The following is a 17,825-nucleotide window of genomic DNA, read 5'->3' on the forward strand; positions in this document are numbered from 1 at the left end:
CACAGGACGCCCGCCTCGCGGTTGTCAGTGGCCGGCGGACGAGAGCAGGCGCTCGGCCTCCTCCTCCGACATGTCCTCCAGCTCGGCCACCAGCAGGTCCTCCAGCGCGACCGCCAGCTCGGCCACGGTGCGCCGCTCGAAGATCGTCCGTACCGGGACCTCCACTCCCGTCGCCCGGCGCAGCCTGGCCGCGATCCTCGTCGCGAGCAGCGAGTGCCCGCCCAGGGTGAAGAAGTCGTCGTGCACGCCGATGGAGGCGACGCCGAGCAGTTCCGCCCAGATCTCGGCCACCAGGAGCTCCGCGTCCGAGTCCGGCGGGACGTGCCCGGCCGACGACGCCCGGACCGGCGCGGGCAGCGCCGCACGGTCCACCTTGCCGCGGCTGGTCAGCGGCAGGGAGTCGAGCACGACCCATGCGGCCGGGACGAGGTGGCGCGGCAGGGTCCGCGCGAGGTGCGCGGCGAGCTCCTCCCCCGTCGCGGTCCCGGTCACGTACGCCACCAGTTCCTCGGCGTGGACCGTCACGAACGCCTGGCCGACACCCGGATGGTCGAGCAGCCGCGCCTCGACCTCGCCCGGCTCGATCCGGAAGCCGCGGACCTTGAGCTGCCCGTCGATTCGTCCGAGGAACTCCAGCGTGCCGTCCTGGTTCCAGCGCGCCCGGTCCCCGGTGCGGTACCTCCGCGACCCCGGCGGACCCAGCGGGTCGGGGACGAAGGCGGCGGCCGTGAGCGCCGGGCGGCGCAGGTAGCCGCGTGCCACCCCGGCGCCGCCGATGACCAGCTCGCCGATCGCGCCCTTCGGAACCGGGGCCCCGGCGGCGTCGAGCAGGTGGACCGTCGTCGCGCCGATGGGCCGGCCGATGGGCGGCCTGCCGTACGGCGTGGCGGTGAGGTCGGCCGCGGTCGCGATGACCGCGGCCTCGGTCGGGCCGTAGGTGTTCAGCAGGCGGACGCCGTCGCCGAACCGGTCGCGCCAGCGCGCCACCGCGCCGCCGGACGCCTGCTCGCCGCCGATGACGACCAGGCGGAGCGCGGGCGGCCAGGCGATCTGGTCGATCTCCTCGACCAGGTGATGCCAGTACGCGGTGGGCAGGTCGAGCACGGTGACCCGTTCCCCGCCCGGGGCGGCCAGCAGGTCGGGCAGCGTCGCCGCCCCTCCGGGCAGCAGCACCAGGGTCGCCCCCGCGGCGAGCGCGGGGAAGACCTCTTCGAGGTGGGTGTCGAAGCTCAGCGACGCGAACTGGACGACGCGGTCGCCGGGTGCCAGGGCGTACTCCTCGCGCATCCACCGGATCCGGGCCGCGATCGCGCGGTGTTCGACGGCGACGCCCTTGGGCCGGCCGGTGGAGCCGGAGGTGAAGATCACGTAGGCCACGTCGCCCGGGCGCGTCTCCCCCGGGCCGCCGTCGGCCGTCCCGTCCGCGTCGGCCAGCGGGTCGACGGCGGTGAGCCCGGCGGGCAGCGCCCGGTTCGTGATCACATGTGTCGCCCCGGCGTCCGCGAGCGCGAAGGCCAGCCTCTCCTCCGGCTCGTCCGGCTCGAACGGCAGGTAGGCCGCGCCCGCCCGCCAGACCGCGAGCAGGGCGGTGATCGCCTCGACCGAACGGGGCAGGCAGACGCCGACCACGTCGCCGCGGCGCACGCCCCGGGCCCGCAGCGCCGCGGCGAGCCGCGCCGCCCGCCGGTCCAGTTCCGCGTAGGTGACCTCGGTCTCCCCGCAGGCCACCGCGACGGCGCCGGGAGTGCGCCGGACGGCCTCCGCGACCATCTCGGGGACCCCCGGTCCGGGGGTTTCGGCGCCGTCCCCGGCCATGGACCGGATGTCGGCCTCGTCGTCGTCGGTCCACACGCGCAGCTCGGAGATCCGGCGTCGCGGCCCGGCCACGACCGACTCGAGCAGGACCAGGAAGCGGTCGGCGAGCCGGCGGACGGCCTCCGCCTCGTGCGGTGAGCCGCTGGACCCGTCGTGGCCGAACGACATGGCGATCTCGCCGTCCTCCAGCCACGCCTCGACGTACAGGCCGAGCTTGACCTGCTGGTAGCCGTGCGGGAAGGCGCCGACGGACAGGTCGCCGAACGGCCGGGTGGGTCCCGAGACCTGCGTGTGCAGGATGAACATGGTCGGCATCAGCGCCTCGACGGGGTGCCCGATCCGCTCGAACGGCACCGAAGGCCGGCTCATCGCCGTCAGCGCCTCCTGCCTGGTGCGTCCCAGCAGGTCGACGAACGACGGGTCGCCGTCCAGGTCGCCGCGCAGCACGACGGTCTGGGAGAGGTAACCGATCATCGCCTCCAGCTCGACCCGGTCGCGTCCGGCGACGGCCGTGCCGACGAGGACGTCGGTGTGGCCGGTGTGCCGGTGCAGGAGCACCTGGTAGGCCGTCATGAGCACGGTGAACAGCGTGGTCCTGTGCTCACGGGCGAGCCGGTCCAGCTCGTCGGCGACTTCCCGGCCGGTCCGGACGATCTGGTACGCCGCCCGGTCCTCGTCCCCGTCGCCCCCGGGGCTCTCGCCGCCGATGCCGCACGGCAGGTCGGGCGGCGGCGGATCGGCCAGCCGCTCCTGCCAGTACGGCACCGCGCGCTCGGCGCGGCGGCGCTGCCAGCGGGCGTAGTCGGACGGCTGCACCGGCAGCGGCGCCAGCTTCGGCGCGCGGCCGTGCAGGCGCGCGGTGTAGCACTCCGCCAGGTCGTCCAGGAGGATCCCCAGCGACCAGCCGTCGCCGATGATGTGGTGCATCGTGACGCACAGGACGTGGTCCAGCGGCCCGATCGCGATCACGGCGACACGCAGTGGCACGCCTTCCGCGAGGTCGAACGGCGCGTTCACCCGCTCGGCGACGAGCCGCCTGGCGTGCTCCTCGTCGCCGGCCTGGATCCGTTCGACCGGCGGGAGGATTCCCGGCGTCCCCGCCGGCTCGGCGACCGCCCAGGGGACGCCGTCCTCCTCCTCGAACCGGGTGCGCAGGCCCTCGTGCCGGGCCGCGAGGTCGGCGAACGCCCCGTCGAGGGCGTCCGGGTCGAGGGGTCCGCGCAGCCGGTGGACGAGGTACATGGTGTACGAGGCGTCGCGCGGGTTCAGCTTCTGCAGGAGCCACAGCCGTTCCTGGCCCGGCGACAGGGGCGCCCTCATGATTCCGACGCCATCTCGTCGAGCACGGCCGCCAGGTCCTCGGCGCTGAGGCCGTCGAGCTCGTCGCGCAGCGCGGCGATGTCGGCGAGGTCCAGGTCGTCGTCGTCGAGCCGGTCCATCGCCGCCGCCAGGCCGGCCACCGTGGGGTTCTCGAACAGCACCACGATCGGCACGTTGATCGCGAAGCGCGCCTGGATCCTGGCGACGATCTGGGTGGCGGTCAGCGAGTGCCCGCCCAGCTCGAAGAAGTCGTCGTCGACGCCCACCGGCTCCGCGATGCCCAGCACCTCTCCCCACATCGCCGCGAGGTCCTCCTCCAGCGCCGTGGCCGGTGGCCGGTACGGCCGGCTGCGGGCGCGGGTCCACTCGGGCACGGGCAGGGCCTTGCGGTCGAGCTTGCCGTTGGGGGTGAGCGGCAGGGCGTCCAGCACCACGAGGTGCGCGGGCACCATGTACTCGGGCACGCTGCGCCGAAGCCGGTCCCGCAGGGACGGCCACAGGTCGGCCTCCTCGGGTTCCCCGGCCGGGCGCACGACGTAGGCGACCAGGCGCGGCAGCCCGTCGGGGCCGTCGCAGACGCCGACGGCGGCGTCGGCCACCTCGGCCGCGGCGCGCAGCACGCTCTCGATCTCGCCGAGCTCGATGCGGAAGCCGCGCACCTTCACCTGCTGGTCGGCCCGGCCAAGGTAGCGGAGCCTGCCGTCCTCGATCACGGCCAGGTCACCGGTGGCGTACAGGCGGGCGCCCGGCGTCCCGGAGAACGGGTCGGGCAGGAACCTGGCGGCCGTCTGGCCCGGCATGCCGCGGTATCCCCTGGCCAGGCCGGCGCCGCCGATGTGCAGCTCGCCGGCCTCGCCGGGCGGCACCGGGCGCCCGTCGGGGCCGAGGATGTGCACCGTCGTGTCGCCGATGGGCTCACCCAGGTCGACGGGGGCCGGCGCCCCGTTTTCGTCGACCCGGGCCACGCGCCCGGCCGTCGACCAGACCGTCGTCTCGGTCGGGCCGTACACGTTCCAGAGCCGGGCGCCGTCGCCGAGGAGGGCGTCGGCGAGATCGCGGGGCAGTGCCTCGCCCCCGCACAGCCGGGTCGCGATGTTCTCGGGCACGCCGCCGGATTCGAGCAGGATGCGCCAGCTCGCCGGGGTCGCCTGCATGATCGTGACGGCCTCGGTCACGGCGCGCGTCCGCAGGGCCCGGCCGTCCGCCGTCTCGTGTCCGGAGGCGACCACGACCCGCGCCCCGCAGGCCAGTGGCAGGAGGAGTTCGAGCACCGAGATGTCGAACGACAGCGTGGTGACCGCCAGCCAGGCGTCGCGCGGGGCGAGCTCCAGCAGGGAGGCGAAGGACTCCAGCAGGTGGACCACCGCGCCGTGCGGCACGGCGACCCCCTTGGGCCTGCCGGTGGAGCCGGAGGTGTACATGAGGTAGGCCAGGTCCCCCACCGGGCCGTCGGCCGGCACGTCGCCGGGCACCCCGCCGGAGACGGGAACGCCGTCCCACGCCAGCTCGACGACGTCCGGGACGCCGTCGAGCAGCCGGGAGTCGACGCCCTGGCCGGCCAGGACCAGCCGGATGCCCGCGTCCTCCCGCATGAACCGGAGCCGGTCCTCCGGGAAGCCCGGGTCGAGCGGCACGTAGGCGCCGCCGGCCCGCCACACGGCGAGCAGGGCGACGACCATGCCGGGGCAGCGCTCCAGGCACAGCCCCACCGGGACCTCCGGGCCGACTCCGCGGGCGCGCAGCAGCGCCGCGAGCCGGTCGACCCTGTCGGTCAGCTCCCGGTAGGTCAGCAGGCCTCCGGCGCCGCTCACCGCGACCGCGTCGGGGCTCGTGTCACGCCACCGGCGGATCAGCGCGAGCGCCGTCGCGGCGTCCGTTCCCGTCCCCGGCCGCCCGGCACTCGGAGGCGCCGTCGGGCCGCTCACCGCGTCACTCACTTCCATGCACCTTTCACTTCGCGGAACACGCTCGCGAACGGGCCGCTCAGCGCGGACAGCCGGATGCCGGGGTCCGCCCCGGCCCGCCGTACGACCTCGGCGAAGCCGTCGATGAGGCGGCGCGCGGTCGCGGGCGTGAACAGGTCGCTGCTGTAGTCGAGGACGCCGCCCAGCCCCTCCGGTCCCCGCCACAGGTCCATCGAGACCTCGGACTTGGTGTGGCTGGGCGGGACCACGTGGACCTCCCGGTCGAGGTCGGCGAACCGGGTCCCCAGCAGATCTTCCTTGGGCAGGTTGTGCAGGTTGAACATGACCTGGCACAGCGGCGGCCTGCTGATGTCGCGGGGGACGCGCAGCGCGGCCAGGACGTGCTCGTACGGCACCTCCGCGTGCCGCATGCCGGCCAGGGTCGTCTCCCGCACGCGGTCCAGCAGCTCGTGGAACGACGGGTCGCCGGACAGGTCGGCGCGCACCACCATCGTGTTGCCGAAGTAGCCGATCAGCGGCGCCAGCTCGCTGCGGCCCCGGCCCGCCACCGGCACGCCGACGCAGAAGTCGGTCTGACCCGACGCCAGGGCGAGGGTCGCCTCGTAGGCGGCGATCAGGGCCATGAACGACGTGCAGCGCCGCTTCCTGGCCACCTTCTCCAGCGGCGTGATCACCTCCGGCGGCAGCAGCAGCTGCTCGCGCCCGCCGCGCCCGGACCACCGGGGCGGCCGGGGGTGGTCGGCCGGAAGGTCCAGCGCGGGGGCGCCGGCCAGGCGGCGCTCCCAGAACTCCACGCCCTCGGTGTGGTCCCGCTGTCTCTCCCCCACGGCGAAGCGGGGATACTGCGTGGCCAGCTCCGGCAGCTCGGGCTCACGTCCCTCGCGTGCGGCGGCGTAGCACTCCGTGAGCTCACGCAGGAGCACGTCGAGCGACCAGCCGTCCATCACGATGTGGTGCAGGACGATGCACACGACCGCGTCGTCCTCTCCCAGCCCGGCCAGGCCGGTCCGCAGGGGAGGCGCGTTCTCCAGGTCGAACGGGCGCTCGACGAACTCCTTCAACGCCCGTTCGAGGTCCGCCTCCCCGGAGAACGCGATCTTCTCCAGCGGCACCGGTCCCGGCGGCAGCACGACCTGCACGGGGGCGTCCCCGCGCAGCCGGAAACGGGTCCGCAGCACCTCGTGCCGCGCCACGATCCGGGTGAACGCGGCGGTCAGCGCGTCCACGTCGAGCGGCCCGCGCAGCCGCATGCACCAGGGCGTGTTGTAGGTGGTGTCGGCGGGGTCGAAGCGGCTGAGGAACCACAGGCGCTCCTGCCCGGGCGACAGCGGCCACTCCTGCCCGCCGGTGTCCCGGGCCGCGCCCCCGAGGGAGCGCAGCAGCGCCGCCCGGCGCTCGGGGGGCAGGCCGGCCAGCTTCTCGATCAGCGCGGCGCGGCGCTCGGCGGCGGTCATTCGCCCCGGTCGCGTACGCTCGGCGTTCCCTGGTCGCGTACGCTCCGCGGCCGCATGTCGGTCCACACCGTCTCGATGTGGTCCAGGCATTCCTGGCGGGTGCCCGCGAAGCCGGTGGGCCGCCACCCGGCGGGCGGCTCGCGGTCGCTCCACCATACGGAGAACTGCTCCTCGTCGTTGACGACCACGAGCATCGGGGAATCGGTCATGTCATCTTTCCCAGGGGTTCGTTGAGGGGGACGGCTCCCGGCCCCCGCCCTCGGCCAGGCGGGGACAGCCGGGCCAGCCGGCCGGATCGGCCGGAGGCGCCGCGCACAGGACGTAGTGATGAGGGGCGAGCACGTCGGTCCGGCCGGTCGCGGCGCGCATGAAGGCGGTGTGGACGGCCTCGGGCGTGTCCAGCCCGGGACGCGCGAGGAGGTACCCGGTCAGCCGGGGCGCCCCGCCGTCGCCGTCCTCCAGCGCGACCGCGGCCGCGTCGGTGCCGCACACCCGGCGCAGCAGCGCCTCGGTCTCCGGCAGGCTCACCCAGTCGTGGCCGATCGCCGTCCACCCGGCGGGGCGCGGCACCGGGTCCAGGCTCGCGATCTTCGCGACCTGGTCCAGCAGCACCTCCTCCGAGACGGCCCGGACCAGCAACTCCTCCAGGCCGGTGAGCATCCGCTCGGCGACGCCTCCGGGCAGGAAGGCCGTGTCCACCAGCACGTAGAACTCGCAGGTGGACGGGGCGGGACCGGTGGCGAAGAAGATCCTCGCCTTGACCGCGGGGTAGGCCCCGACGAAGAAGGTCCTGGTCCGGCCGCGCAGCGCGGCGAGCGCCGCGGCGTCCTCCGGATCGACCCGCGGCAGGCCCTGCCAGCGGCCGCCCTGCCTGACGTCGTTGAAGAAGGCGTCCAGGTCGATGTCGGCGCCGCGTCGCCACGCCTCGGCCTCCCACGCGGCCAGCACGAGCGCGGGCTCGTAGTGCCCGTTCCGGTACGTCGCCATGGTCCTGCGATGTCCGTGCCGCAGCGCGCCGGCGAACGTGCCGTCCCCGAGGTCGACGACGCACAGCCCGTCCTGGGCGGCGGGCCCGGCCATCGCCTCCATCCCCGGGTGGTGCCGGTTCGACACGATGAGCTGCAGCGCCGCCGTACGATGCCCGGTCACGGCGCTGAGCAGGGCGGCACTGGCGACCGTGAGCACGCTGGAGGTCGTCACACCGTGCCGGGCCGCGAGCGCCTCGGCGGCGACGGCCGCCGCCGGGGAGTCCATCCCGTGCCGGACGAAGCGCGGCTCCTCGGGTTCCCTCATCGGGAAGTCGAACATCGAACGCGGCGCGGACGCCAGGCCGGTCCGCCAGTGCCGCAGCGCCTGGCCGCCGGGCGGCGGGTCCGACCCCTCGAAGGCGGCCTGGTCGAGCGGCTGCCAGTCCGGGCCGGGCAGGTCCTCCCCGGCGACCAGCCGCGGCCACTCCGCGGCCACCGTGTTCAGCGACCAGCCGTCGAGCGCGAGATGGGACAGCGCGAGCGCGAGCGCGCGCGGCCGGCCCCGCTGGCAGACGACCGCGCACCGGATCGGCAGCTCGGCCGCGTAGTCGAACCCGGTCGCGGCCAGCTCGGCGGCCAGCGCCTTGGCCGCGCTCATCGGCTTGGCCGCCGCCTCGTACACGCCGACCGTGAGCCGGCCCTCCCGGCTCACCCGCTGACTGGTGCTCTCCCCGTCCCGGACGAACGCCGTGCGCAGCGTCTCGTGCCGCTCGACGAGGCGGCCAACGGCGCGCAGCACGGCGTCCACGTCGGCCGCGCCGGTCACCGGCAGGGTCCAGGGCAGGTTGAAGTAGGGGTCGCCGTCGTCCAGCCACTGGGTGGAACGCCAGATCCCCTGCTGGCCCCAGGTCAGCGCGGCCTGCCCGCCCCGGGCGCCGCGGAACTCCACGGTGCGCGGCGGCAGCGCCGTGAGACCGGACGCCTCCACCGCCGGCGGACCCGCGGTCACTTCCGCTGCCCCGCGATGTGCTCGACCAGGCCGTCGAGCGTGTCGATGTGGCCGCCGTCCAGGTCGACGTCGCAGTCGAACTCGGTCTCCAGCAGGTCGATCAGCCGGAGATAGGCGATCGAGGTGAGGCCGAGCGCGGGCAGGCTGCAGTCCGCCGCCAGGATGTCCGCGACGGCAAGGTCGCCGCCGCTCGCCTTCGACACCAGCTCGGCCACGCGCTCCCTCAGCATGCCTCCTCCCGCAGGCGGGCGACCTCCGCCGCGATCCCGGCGATCGTCGGCTCGTCGAAGAACACGTCGAAGGACAGCTCCACGTCCATCCGCTCACGCACCTTGGCGATGATCTGGGTGATCGACAGCGAGTGCCCGCCGAGGTCGAACAGGTCCTCGTCCGGGCCGATCTCCGGCATGGCGAGCACCTCGCGCCAGATCTCCCCCACCTCCGCGAGATACGGCACCGCGTCCGCCTCGCCGCCGCGGGTCGATGGGGACGACTCCTCGGACCGGGCGAAGGACGGCTCAACCGGGGACGGCAGCGGCAGGCCGGCCAGGCCGGCATCGGGAGCGGCGGCCACCGCGCGCAGCAGGGAGAGCAGGTCCCCGGCGACGGTCTCGCAGCCGGACCGGCTCAGGACGAGCGGGTTGAACTGCAGCCGGGCGGCGGCGCCGTCCGGCGCGTCCACCACCTGGAGGTGCAGCGTGCCGCGCACCGCGCCGTTGAAGGACATCCAGTCCACCGACGCCGCCACGCCGGGGAACTCCGGCGCGCCCCCGTCCCGCCCGCGGTAGCTGACCGACACCGGCGTCAGCGCGGTGCGGGGGCTGACGCCGCCGACGGCACGCGCGAGCGGCACCTGCCGGAACCGGTAGACGGCCCGCAACTCCTCGCGCAGGGACCGCGCGAACTCGGCGAACGTCCCGGCCGGGGCGGGAGCCGCCACCGGCAGCTCGTTCACGAAGGGGCCGATGTGGCCCTGCGTCTCCTCGGTCCTGGTCGACAGGTCGACGGCCACCGCCGTGCCCTCGTTGCCGTACGCCGCGAGCAGGGTGTGCACCGCGGCGAGCACCAGCTCGAACCGGGTGACGCCCATCTTGTCCGCGGCGACCGCGAGGTCGGCGGGGAGCGCGAAGTCGACGGCCTCGCCGGCCGCGGCGCGGGTCGAGATCCCGGACAGCCCGGGGAGGCGCAGGTCCTGCCGGTCCCGCCAGCGGTCGCGCCAGAACTCGGCGGCGTCGCCGAGCAGCTCGGCCACCCGGGCGTTCTCCCGCTCGACGGCCTCGCCGTACGTCGTGGCAAGGGCCGGCGACGGCAGCCCGGCGTAGGCGCCGGCGAGGCCGCGCACCAGGATGTCCTTCGACATGCCGTCGAAGACGGCGTGGTGGGCGACGACGACGAGCAGGTGCCGCTCCGGCGCGAGCCGGAAGACCGTGAACCGGGCCGTCGGCCCGGTCCGCAGGTCCAGGGCGAGGGACGCCTCGCGCTCGACCAGCTCGCGGGGCTCACGGCCGGAGGCGTCCTCGAAGCCGACGGGCGGCGGCACGGCGGCCGGCACCAGGCGCAGCACGCCGTCCCGCTCGGCCAGTGCCGCGCCCAGCTGCGGGTGCGCGCGGACCACGTCGTGGCAGGCGGCCAGCAGCCGGTCCACGTCCAGAGGGCCGTCGAACCGGATGGCCAGCGGCATGTGGTACACGCGGCCCCCGCAGCCCATCTGCTCCGTTATCCACATGCCGTGCTGAGCGAGGGACGCCTGCTCCCCCTCGTCTATGCGCGTGAGTGACATCTCACTTGCCTTCCGTGCTGATCACTGAGTCGCCCAGCAGCGCGGGCAGCTCCTTCTTGATGACCTTTCCTGACTGGTTCCTGGGCAGGCTGTCGACCACGAGGACCCGTTCGGGAAGCTCGTGCCAGGCCAGCCGGTCCATCAGGAAGGCGCGCACCTCACTCGCGACGAGCCCCGGCGACCTGGGCACGACCGCGGCGCCCAGCACGGAGCCCAGCACCGGGTGCGGGAGCCCGAACACGGCCGCCTCCGCGACCAGCGGGTGCTCGTGCAGCGCGGCCTCCACCTGCAGGGTGGACACCTTGAACGCCCCGGTCTTGACCACGTCGCTCTCCCGGTCGACCAGGTAGAGGTAGCCGTCGGCGTCCACGTATCCGACGTCGCCCATGCGCACCCAGCCGTCGCGGAACGACCTGGCGCTGGCCTCGGCGTCGCCGTAGTAGGACCGGGTGGCGGTGGGCGAGCGCATCCACACCTCGCCGGTCTCCCCGGGCGGGAGGGGGGTGCCCTCCTCGTCGGTGATGCGCAGCGAGCCGCCGAACGCGGGCCGCCCCAGCGCGGCCGGCCGCGTACGGTCGTAGATCATGATCGTCTGGGCGGGGGCGGCCTCGGTGGACGTGTAGTAGTTCGTCACGGTCGCGTTCGGGAAGGCCGCCGACAGACGCTCCGACACGGCGGGCGGGAGCGCGGCCGCCGCCGACCCCAGCAGCACCACGCTGGACATGTCGTGCCGCTCGTGCAGCCCGGCGTCGAGCAGCTCGATCGCCATGGAGGGCACCAGGAACACGGTGCCGGGACGGTAGGTCTCGATCAGCCGGGCGAACCGGCCGGGCGTGAACCTCGCCGGGGTCAGCACCGCCGGCCGGGCGTCCAGCGCGTTGACCAGCATGGTCTGGCCGGCGTTGGTGCCGATCGGGAACGCGTGCAGCAGGTGACGCGAGTGGGCGAACCTGCGGTGCTTGGGCTGCGTGACGCACCCGTAGGCCAGGTTGGCGTGGGTCGCGCCGACCCCCTTGGGCCGCCCGGTCGTGCCGGAGGTGTAGAGGATCTGCGCCAGGTCCCCGGGCCGCACCCGCGGTCCCTCCGGCGCCGTCCCCGGCTCGAAGCCGGCCTCCAGCTCCGCCGGGGTCGCGGTCCACGGCGCCTCCGCCGGCGCCGCGAGGTCCCGGCCGAGCAGCACCGCCGTCGCCGAGCAGTGCTCGATCATGTACCGCAGCTCGGCCGGCGCCAGCCGGTCCGACATCGGCACGGCCACCGCGCCCGCCTTCAGCACTCCGAAGAAGGCCACGGCGAAGTCGATCCAGTCACGGCTGCCGAAGTGCAGCGCCACCCGGTCGCCCGGGGTGACCCCGCGGCCCGCCAGCCCGGCGGCGAGCGCCGCCGACCTGCGCTCCCAGTCCGCGAAGGTGAGCGTGCCGTGCCCCTCCACGATCATCGCCACGCCGTCGGGTTCCTGCCCCGCGCGCAGCCGCAGCAGCTCCGGCAGGGTGAGCGCGGGCACTCCCCGTGTCCTCGTCGCCCCCGTCATGCGTGCTCCTTCTCGGGTTCGCGAGCCGCCCGTGTGTCCGCCCGTGTGTCCGCCCGTGTGCCTGCTTGTGTGTCCGCCCGGGCGGCCGCGACGCGCTCGGTCAGGGCCTGGTAGCCGACGACGTCGTCGGGCAGGGCGTCGGGCACGTCGGCGTCGAACCGGCGCAGCACCCGCACCCGCATGCCGACCAGGGCGATGACGGCGATCGCCAGCGCGAAGCAGGCGTACATGAAGCCGAGCCCTCGGCCGGGGCCGGTGCCGAGCACCACCCCCACCGTGCCGGCGAGCGGCCCGTCCGCGGCGAGCAGCGGCTCGAAGACCTGCGCGCCGTACGGCGCGACCAGGCCGAATCCGATGGGCAGCGTGGACCAGGCGACCAGCGTGTTCAGCGCGATGACCCGGCCGTGGAACCGCTGCGGCACCTTGACCTGGATGATCGTGGCGTAGACGCCGTTCAGCAGGGTGAGGCACAGCGACATGCCGAACGCGCCGACGGCGATGAGGAACAGGTCCTGGTACAGCCCGGTCAGCAGGCAGAACACCGACAGGGCGAGCGTGGACAGCAGCACGCCGTACAACCGCCTGCGCCGCGGGCCGCCCCAGGCCGCCATCGCCAGGCCGCCGAGGAAGGCGCCGAGCCCGCCCGCGAACGACACCCGGCCGACCTCGGCCAGCGTCGCGAACGACAGCACCAGCGGCGAGATCATCATGAACAGCGGGGACAGGAAGACGTTCAGCACCGCGAAGTAGAACAGCATCGCGCGGAAGCCCCGGTTGCCCCAGGAGTGGCGGATGCCGCCCAGCATCTCGGCGAGCACGCTCTCCCGCCGCTTCCACGCCATCGTCGCCGGGAAGCGGATCAGCACGATGGTGAGCGTCGCGACGACGTAGCTGGCCACGTCGATGACGAGGATGCCCTCCAGCCCGATCGTCGCCATCAGCCCGACCGCGATCAGCGGCACGATGAGCTGCGCGGTGCCGGTGGCCATCTGGACGACGCCGTTGGCGTGCCCGAGGAACCGTTTCGGCACGAGCTGCGGGATCGCCGACGTGTACGCCAGCCGTTGGAAGGTGAGCGCGACCGACAGGCAGACCAGCAGCGGATAGATGTGCCAGACCTGCAGGTTGCCGGTCCACAGCAGCAGTCCCAGCACGAGCTGGGTGCCGCCGGCGGCCGCGTCTCCGGCGATCATGACCTTGCGCCGGTCGAACCGGTCGACGATGGCGCCGGCCAGCGGGGCGACGAGCATGCCGGGCAGCAGCCCGAGCACGGAGAACAGCGCGAACCGGGCGAGCGAGCCCGTGGTCAGGTAGATCCACAGCGGGATGGCGAACTCGGTCAGCGCGGAGCCGGTGATCGAGACGAGCTGCCCGGCCGCGACGAGGAGGAAGCGCCGCATGCTGGGCGGCGGGCCGACGCGCACCTGCGCGCCCGCGGGGCCGTCCGGGCCGACCGGGTCGTCCTGCGCCGCGCCCGCGCCGGGTCCGGTTCCGGTCCCGGTCCCGGCGGACCGGCTGGAGACGCCCTGCAGCCACCAGGTGCGGGTCTCGTCCCGTTCCATCCCCTCCGTACGCCCGGAGGCGAGGGCGGCGTGGGTGCCGGTGACGATCTCGGCCAGCTCGTCGCTGCGGTACCGCAGGAAGAAGTGCCCGGCCTCGTCGAGGACGACGCACGCCGTGTCATCCGACAGGCAATGCCACTCCTTGTAACGTTCCTGGTAGAACTCCGCCGCCGGGTCGCGTTCGCCGACCACGGAGATCACCGGCGCGCGCAGCGCCGGGCCGCCGCCCTCCTCGAAGATCCGGGTGAAGTAGCGCTCGGCGGCGCGGGTGCCCTCACGGCGGTTGCGCACGATGAGCTTGACCTGCTCCCGGCCGAGGTCCTCCACGTCGAGCCCGGCCGCGGTCAGGGCGTTGACCCGCTGCTGGTCGCTGGTGAGGCGGTCGAAGAAGGTCCCGAGCCAGTTCAGGCCGCGGCCCGGGCGGGCGAAGGGGAACACGCCGCCGAGATACAGCGCGTCCACCGTGCGGCCGTCCGCCTCCAGCTTGCGGGCGATCTCCGCGGACAGCATGACGCCGAGGCCGCAGTGGCCGTACAGCACCAGCGAGCCGCCGTTCCTGTCCATGATCTCGCAGATCTCGGCCACGCAGTCGGCGACGACCTCGTCGAACGGCCGGGCCACCTCGCCCAGCTCGTGGCCGGGCACGGCGACCGAGTAGAGCGCCCAGTCGTCCGGCAGCGCGTCCGCGAGCGGCTGGTAGACGACCGCGCTCCCCCCGCCGTACGGCACGCACACCAGGGTGGTGGTGGCCCGCCGGGCGGGGGTGAGCCGGTGCAGCAGCGAGCGCGGCACGTCCCCCTCGGCCGTGAGCAGCCGGGCCAGCTCGCGGACGGTGCGGTGCTTGAAGACGTCGAGCACCGTGATCTGCCGGTCCGGATGCGCCTTGCGCAGCCGGGCGATGACGCGCATCGCCAGCAGCGAGTGGCCGCCCAGGGCGAAGAAGTCGTCGAGCGCCCCCACGCGCTCGACTTCCAGCACCTCCGCCCAGACGCGGGCCACGTCCTCCTCGGCGCCGGGCGCCGGGGCGACGTACTCGGCCGCCGCCACGTCGGCCTCCGGCTCGGGCAGCCGCGAGCGGTCCACCTTGCCGTGCGACTTGAGCGGCAGCTCGTCGAGCCAGGCGTACCGCGAGGGGACCATGTACGCGGGCAGCCGGTCGGCCAGCCACGCGCGGACCTCCGCGGTCTCCCCGGCCTCCCCGCCGGCGGGGACGAGGTAGGCGACGAGCTGCTCGCCGCGCGGCTCGACCACCGCCTGGGCGACGTCCGGATGGTCGGCCAGCACCGACTCGACCTCGCCGAGCTCGACCCGGTAGCCGCGGATCTTCACCTGCAGGTCGCGGCGGCCGAGGAACTCCAGGTCGCCGGTGCCGGACCACCGGCCGAGGTCGCCGGTGCGGTACATGCGCGACCCGGGCGGGCCGTACGGGTCGGGGACGAACCGGTCCGCGGTCAGGCCGGGCCGGTTCAGGTAGCCCCGCGCCAGCCGGTCGCCGCCGAGGTAGATCTCCCCCGGCACCCCGGCGGGCACCGGCCGCAACCGCTCGTCCAGCACGTACGCCCGCGCCCCGGGCAGCGGCGAGCCGATCGGCAGGCTCACGCTCGCCTCGGCCGGGCCGTCGGGAGCGGGCAGCCGGGCGACGTCGTAGGTGGTCACGCCCACGGTGGCCTCGGTCGGCCCGTAGTGGTTGACGACCCGGCAGCGGCCCAGCGCCGCGAGCTCGGCGGCCCAGCCGCGCGGGGCCGCCTCGCCGCCCAGCAGCAGCAGCTTCCTGGGCAGCAGGTCGTCCGGCCCGGCGTCCGCGAGCAGAGCGGCGAGGTGCGACGGCGTGATCTTGAGGTAGTCGATCCCGGTCCGCCGGAAGATCTCCGCCAGTTCGGGACCGGCGGTGCGCGAGGGCACCAGATGCAGGGTGCCGCCGGTCATCAGGCACAGGTAGAAGACCGTGACGCCGAAGTCGAAGGCGAGTGACTGGAGCAGGGCGAAGGACGAGCCCGGCTCCACGCCCAGCCGCTCCCGCACCCCGGCGAGGTAGACCATCACCTCGTGGTGCTGCACCGCGACGCCCTTGGGCCGCCCGGTGGTGCCGGAGGTGTAGATCACGTACGCGAGGTCGCCCGGCGCCGCGGACTCCCAGGGGTCAACCGGCTCCGGCGCGTCCTCCCCAAGGTGCACGGCGGTGATGTCGTCCGGGAGCCGGTCGTGCAGGTCCGGGCTGGTCACGACGATCGACGCCCCGGCGTCGGCCAGCACGTACTCGAGCCGGCCGCGCGGATGCTCCGGGTCGAGCGGCAGGTAGGCCGCGCCCGCCTTGAGCACGCCGAGCACCGCGACCGCGAGCCCGGTGGACTGCTCCAGGCAGATCGCCACGCGGTCGTCGCGCCGCACGCCCAGCCCGCGCAGCCGCCGGGCGAGCCGGTCGGCCGCGGCGTCCAGCTCGGCGTAGGTGAGGGCGTCGCCGCCGCAGGCGACGGCGGTCGCGGACGGGGTGCGGGCCGCCTGGGCGGCGATCACCTCGTGTAGCGCCGGCGCCCCGCCGAACGCGTCCGCGTCGGGCGCCCCGGCCTCGGGCCCCGCTCCCGCGAACCCGAGCACGCGGCCGCGCTCGGCCGCCGGGAGCAGCTCGAGGTCCGACACCCGCGCGTGGGGGTCGGCGACGATCGACCTGAGCAGGTTCTCGAAGCACTCCGCCAGGCGCGCGATCGTGGCCGGCCGGAACAGCTCGGTGCGGTAGGTGAGGTTGCCCACCAGGCCGTCGCCCTGGTCCATCAGGTACAGCGCGAGGTCGAACCGGCTGGCGGTGACCTCGAACGGGTAGGCCGCCATGGCCAGGCCCTGGGTCCGCAGCGGGGCCGACCGGTAGTTCTGCAGCGCGAACATCACCTGGAACACCGGCGACCTGCTCACGTCGCGCTCGACGCCGAGCTCGCCGACCAGCCGGTCGAAGGGCAGCTCCTGGTGCGTGTAGGCGTCCAGCGCCGTCTCGCGCACCCGGCCGAGCAGCTCGGTGAAGGTCGGGTCGCCGGACAGGTCGGCCCGCATCGGCAGCGAGTTGATGAAGAGCCCGACCACCCGCTCCAGCTCCGGCAGGTCGCGTCCCGAGACGGGCGACCCGACCGCGAAGTCGTCCTGGCCGGAGTAACGCCCGAGGAGCACCTGGAAGGCGGCCAGCAGCGTCATGTACAGCGTCGCGCCGTTCGCCCCGCCCAGCTCCGTGAGCGCGTCCACCAGCTCCCGGTCCAGCGCGACGTCGTGGGCGGCGCCCGCCGATCCCTGCTCCGGCGGGCGCGGCAGGTCGGTCGGCAGCTCCAGCGGCGGCAGCCCGGCCAGCCGCTCCCGCCAGTAGCGGATGTCGTCCTCGTGGGTCCGCCCGCGCTCCCACAGGGCGTAGTCGCCGTACTGCACGGGCGGCGCGGCGAGACCGGCGTCGGTCCCGGTCCGGTACGCCTCGTGCAGGGCGAGCAGCTCCTCCATCACGATGTCGCACGACCAGCCGTCGGTGACGGCGTGGTGCATGGTCAGGAGCAGCACGTGCTCGCGGGCGCCGAGCCGGACCAGGAGCACCCGCAGCAGCGGGCCGGTCGCCAGGTCGAACGGCCGGGCCAGCTCCTCCTGCACGGACTCCCGCGCGGTGGCGGCGTCGTCGGACACCCGCAGCTCGACCAGCCGCAGCTCCACCAGGGGCTCGTCGTCCAGCACGATCTCCGGCGTCCCGTCGTCGGTGGTGACGAACCGGGTGCGGAGGCTCTCGTGGCGCCTGGCGACCTCGGCGAGGGCGCGCTCCAGGGCCGCGTGGTCGATCTCGCCGCCCTCCAGCCGGACGGCGAAGGCAACGGTGTAGGCGGTGGTGCCCGGGGCGTACTGCTCCAGGAACCACAGGCGCTCCTGCGCGTGCGAAAGCGGCGGGTGGGTGCCGGCCGGCCGCGGCGGCACGGTGACCCTCGCGGCTTTCCCGGCCCTGAGCCGCTGCGCCAGCAACGCCTGTTTGGCCGGTGAGAGGCCGGTCCGGGTCACGACGCCGGCACCTCGGTTGAAATTTGCATTAAGAACATGGCATTCCTTTGTGCGCTCTGCGCCCCGGTCGCCGGCGAATCGATGCGAAGACGCGGGCGGCCAACGACCCGGCGGCGGAATCACCGCCGGTGAGCTTCCTGCCTGGTGCCTGGCGCGACACGGATTCCAATGCCGCTCGCGCCGGTAACCCCCATTTCGGACGCATGAGTGGGAACGCTCCCACGGCAGTGGAGGCTAGGGATCTGGACTTTCATTCGTCAAGTGTCATGGAAGTTTCTGTCCGTTATTAGCCCCAAGGCGGGGAATGTGAGGATATTGCCGCAGATCACAGACAATGTGGTCACACTGCCCCAAATCGTCCGTATGGCCAGGCATTGACAAGGCCACTTACCGGACCTACGCTCCGTGGGAGCGCTCCCAATATGGGTGCTCCTGTCCCTGGCAGCGAAG

Annotated in this window: 9 protein-coding genes; all 9 read right to left on the reverse strand. The window is 74.2% G+C overall.

Features of this window, described 5'->3' with window-relative positions:
* Nucleotides 1-24: 24 nt before the first annotated feature.
* The 9 genes from AAH991_RS27510 to AAH991_RS27550 are packed head-to-tail and all read right to left on the reverse strand — an operon-like array spanning nucleotide 25 to nucleotide 17,375.
* On the reverse strand, nucleotides 25-3,135 hold the full coding sequence (locus tag AAH991_RS27510; RefSeq protein WP_346228813.1) for a non-ribosomal peptide synthetase: 3,111 nt from the start codon (nucleotides 3,133-3,135) through the stop codon (nucleotides 25-27).
* Complete coding sequence (locus tag AAH991_RS27515; protein WP_346228814.1) at nucleotides 3,132-5,072, reverse strand: non-ribosomal peptide synthetase; 1,941 nt, start codon at nucleotides 5,070-5,072, stop codon at nucleotides 3,132-3,134. Before AAH991_RS27515 ends, AAH991_RS27510 begins: the two co-directional genes overlap by 4 nt.
* Nucleotides 5,069-6,514, reverse strand: a complete 1,446-nt coding sequence (locus AAH991_RS27520; protein ID WP_346228815.1) for a condensation domain-containing protein — start codon at nucleotides 6,512-6,514, stop codon at nucleotides 5,069-5,071. Before AAH991_RS27520 ends, AAH991_RS27515 begins: the two co-directional genes overlap by 4 nt.
* Nucleotides 6,511-6,723, reverse strand: a complete 213-nt coding sequence (locus AAH991_RS27525) for an MbtH family protein (RefSeq protein WP_346228816.1) — start codon at nucleotides 6,721-6,723, stop codon at nucleotides 6,511-6,513. Before AAH991_RS27525 ends, AAH991_RS27520 begins: the two co-directional genes overlap by 4 nt.
* A 1-nt stretch (nucleotide 6,724) precedes the next feature.
* A complete protein-coding gene (locus AAH991_RS27530) occupies nucleotides 6,725-8,491 on the reverse strand; it encodes a condensation domain-containing protein (protein WP_346228817.1) in 1,767 nt (588 codons plus the stop codon).
* Complete coding sequence (locus tag AAH991_RS27535; RefSeq protein WP_346228818.1) at nucleotides 8,488-8,721, reverse strand: phosphopantetheine-binding protein; 234 nt, start codon at nucleotides 8,719-8,721, stop codon at nucleotides 8,488-8,490. The genes AAH991_RS27530 and AAH991_RS27535 overlap by 4 nt, the downstream gene beginning before the upstream one ends.
* Nucleotides 8,715-10,271 (reverse strand): condensation domain-containing protein, encoded by a 1,557-nt coding sequence (locus tag AAH991_RS27540; RefSeq protein WP_346228819.1) that lies wholly within the window; start codon nucleotides 10,269-10,271, stop codon nucleotides 8,715-8,717. Before AAH991_RS27540 ends, AAH991_RS27535 begins: the two co-directional genes overlap by 7 nt.
* A gap of 1 nt (nucleotide 10,272) precedes the next feature.
* Nucleotides 10,273-11,799 (reverse strand): class I adenylate-forming enzyme family protein, encoded by a 1,527-nt coding sequence (locus AAH991_RS27545; RefSeq protein ID WP_346228820.1) that lies wholly within the window; start codon nucleotides 11,797-11,799, stop codon nucleotides 10,273-10,275.
* Nucleotides 11,796-17,375 carry a non-ribosomal peptide synthetase/MFS transporter gene (locus tag AAH991_RS27550; RefSeq protein ID WP_346228821.1) on the reverse strand — a complete coding sequence of 1,860 codons (5,580 nt, stop codon included), beginning with the start codon at nucleotides 17,373-17,375 and terminating at the stop codon, nucleotides 11,796-11,798. The genes AAH991_RS27545 and AAH991_RS27550 overlap by 4 nt, the downstream gene beginning before the upstream one ends.
* Nucleotides 17,376-17,825 lie beyond the last annotated feature (450 nt).

Source organism: Microbispora sp. ZYX-F-249 (genome assembly GCF_039649665.1).
Classification (GTDB): Bacteria; Actinomycetota; Actinomycetes; order Streptosporangiales; family Streptosporangiaceae; genus Microbispora; species Microbispora maris.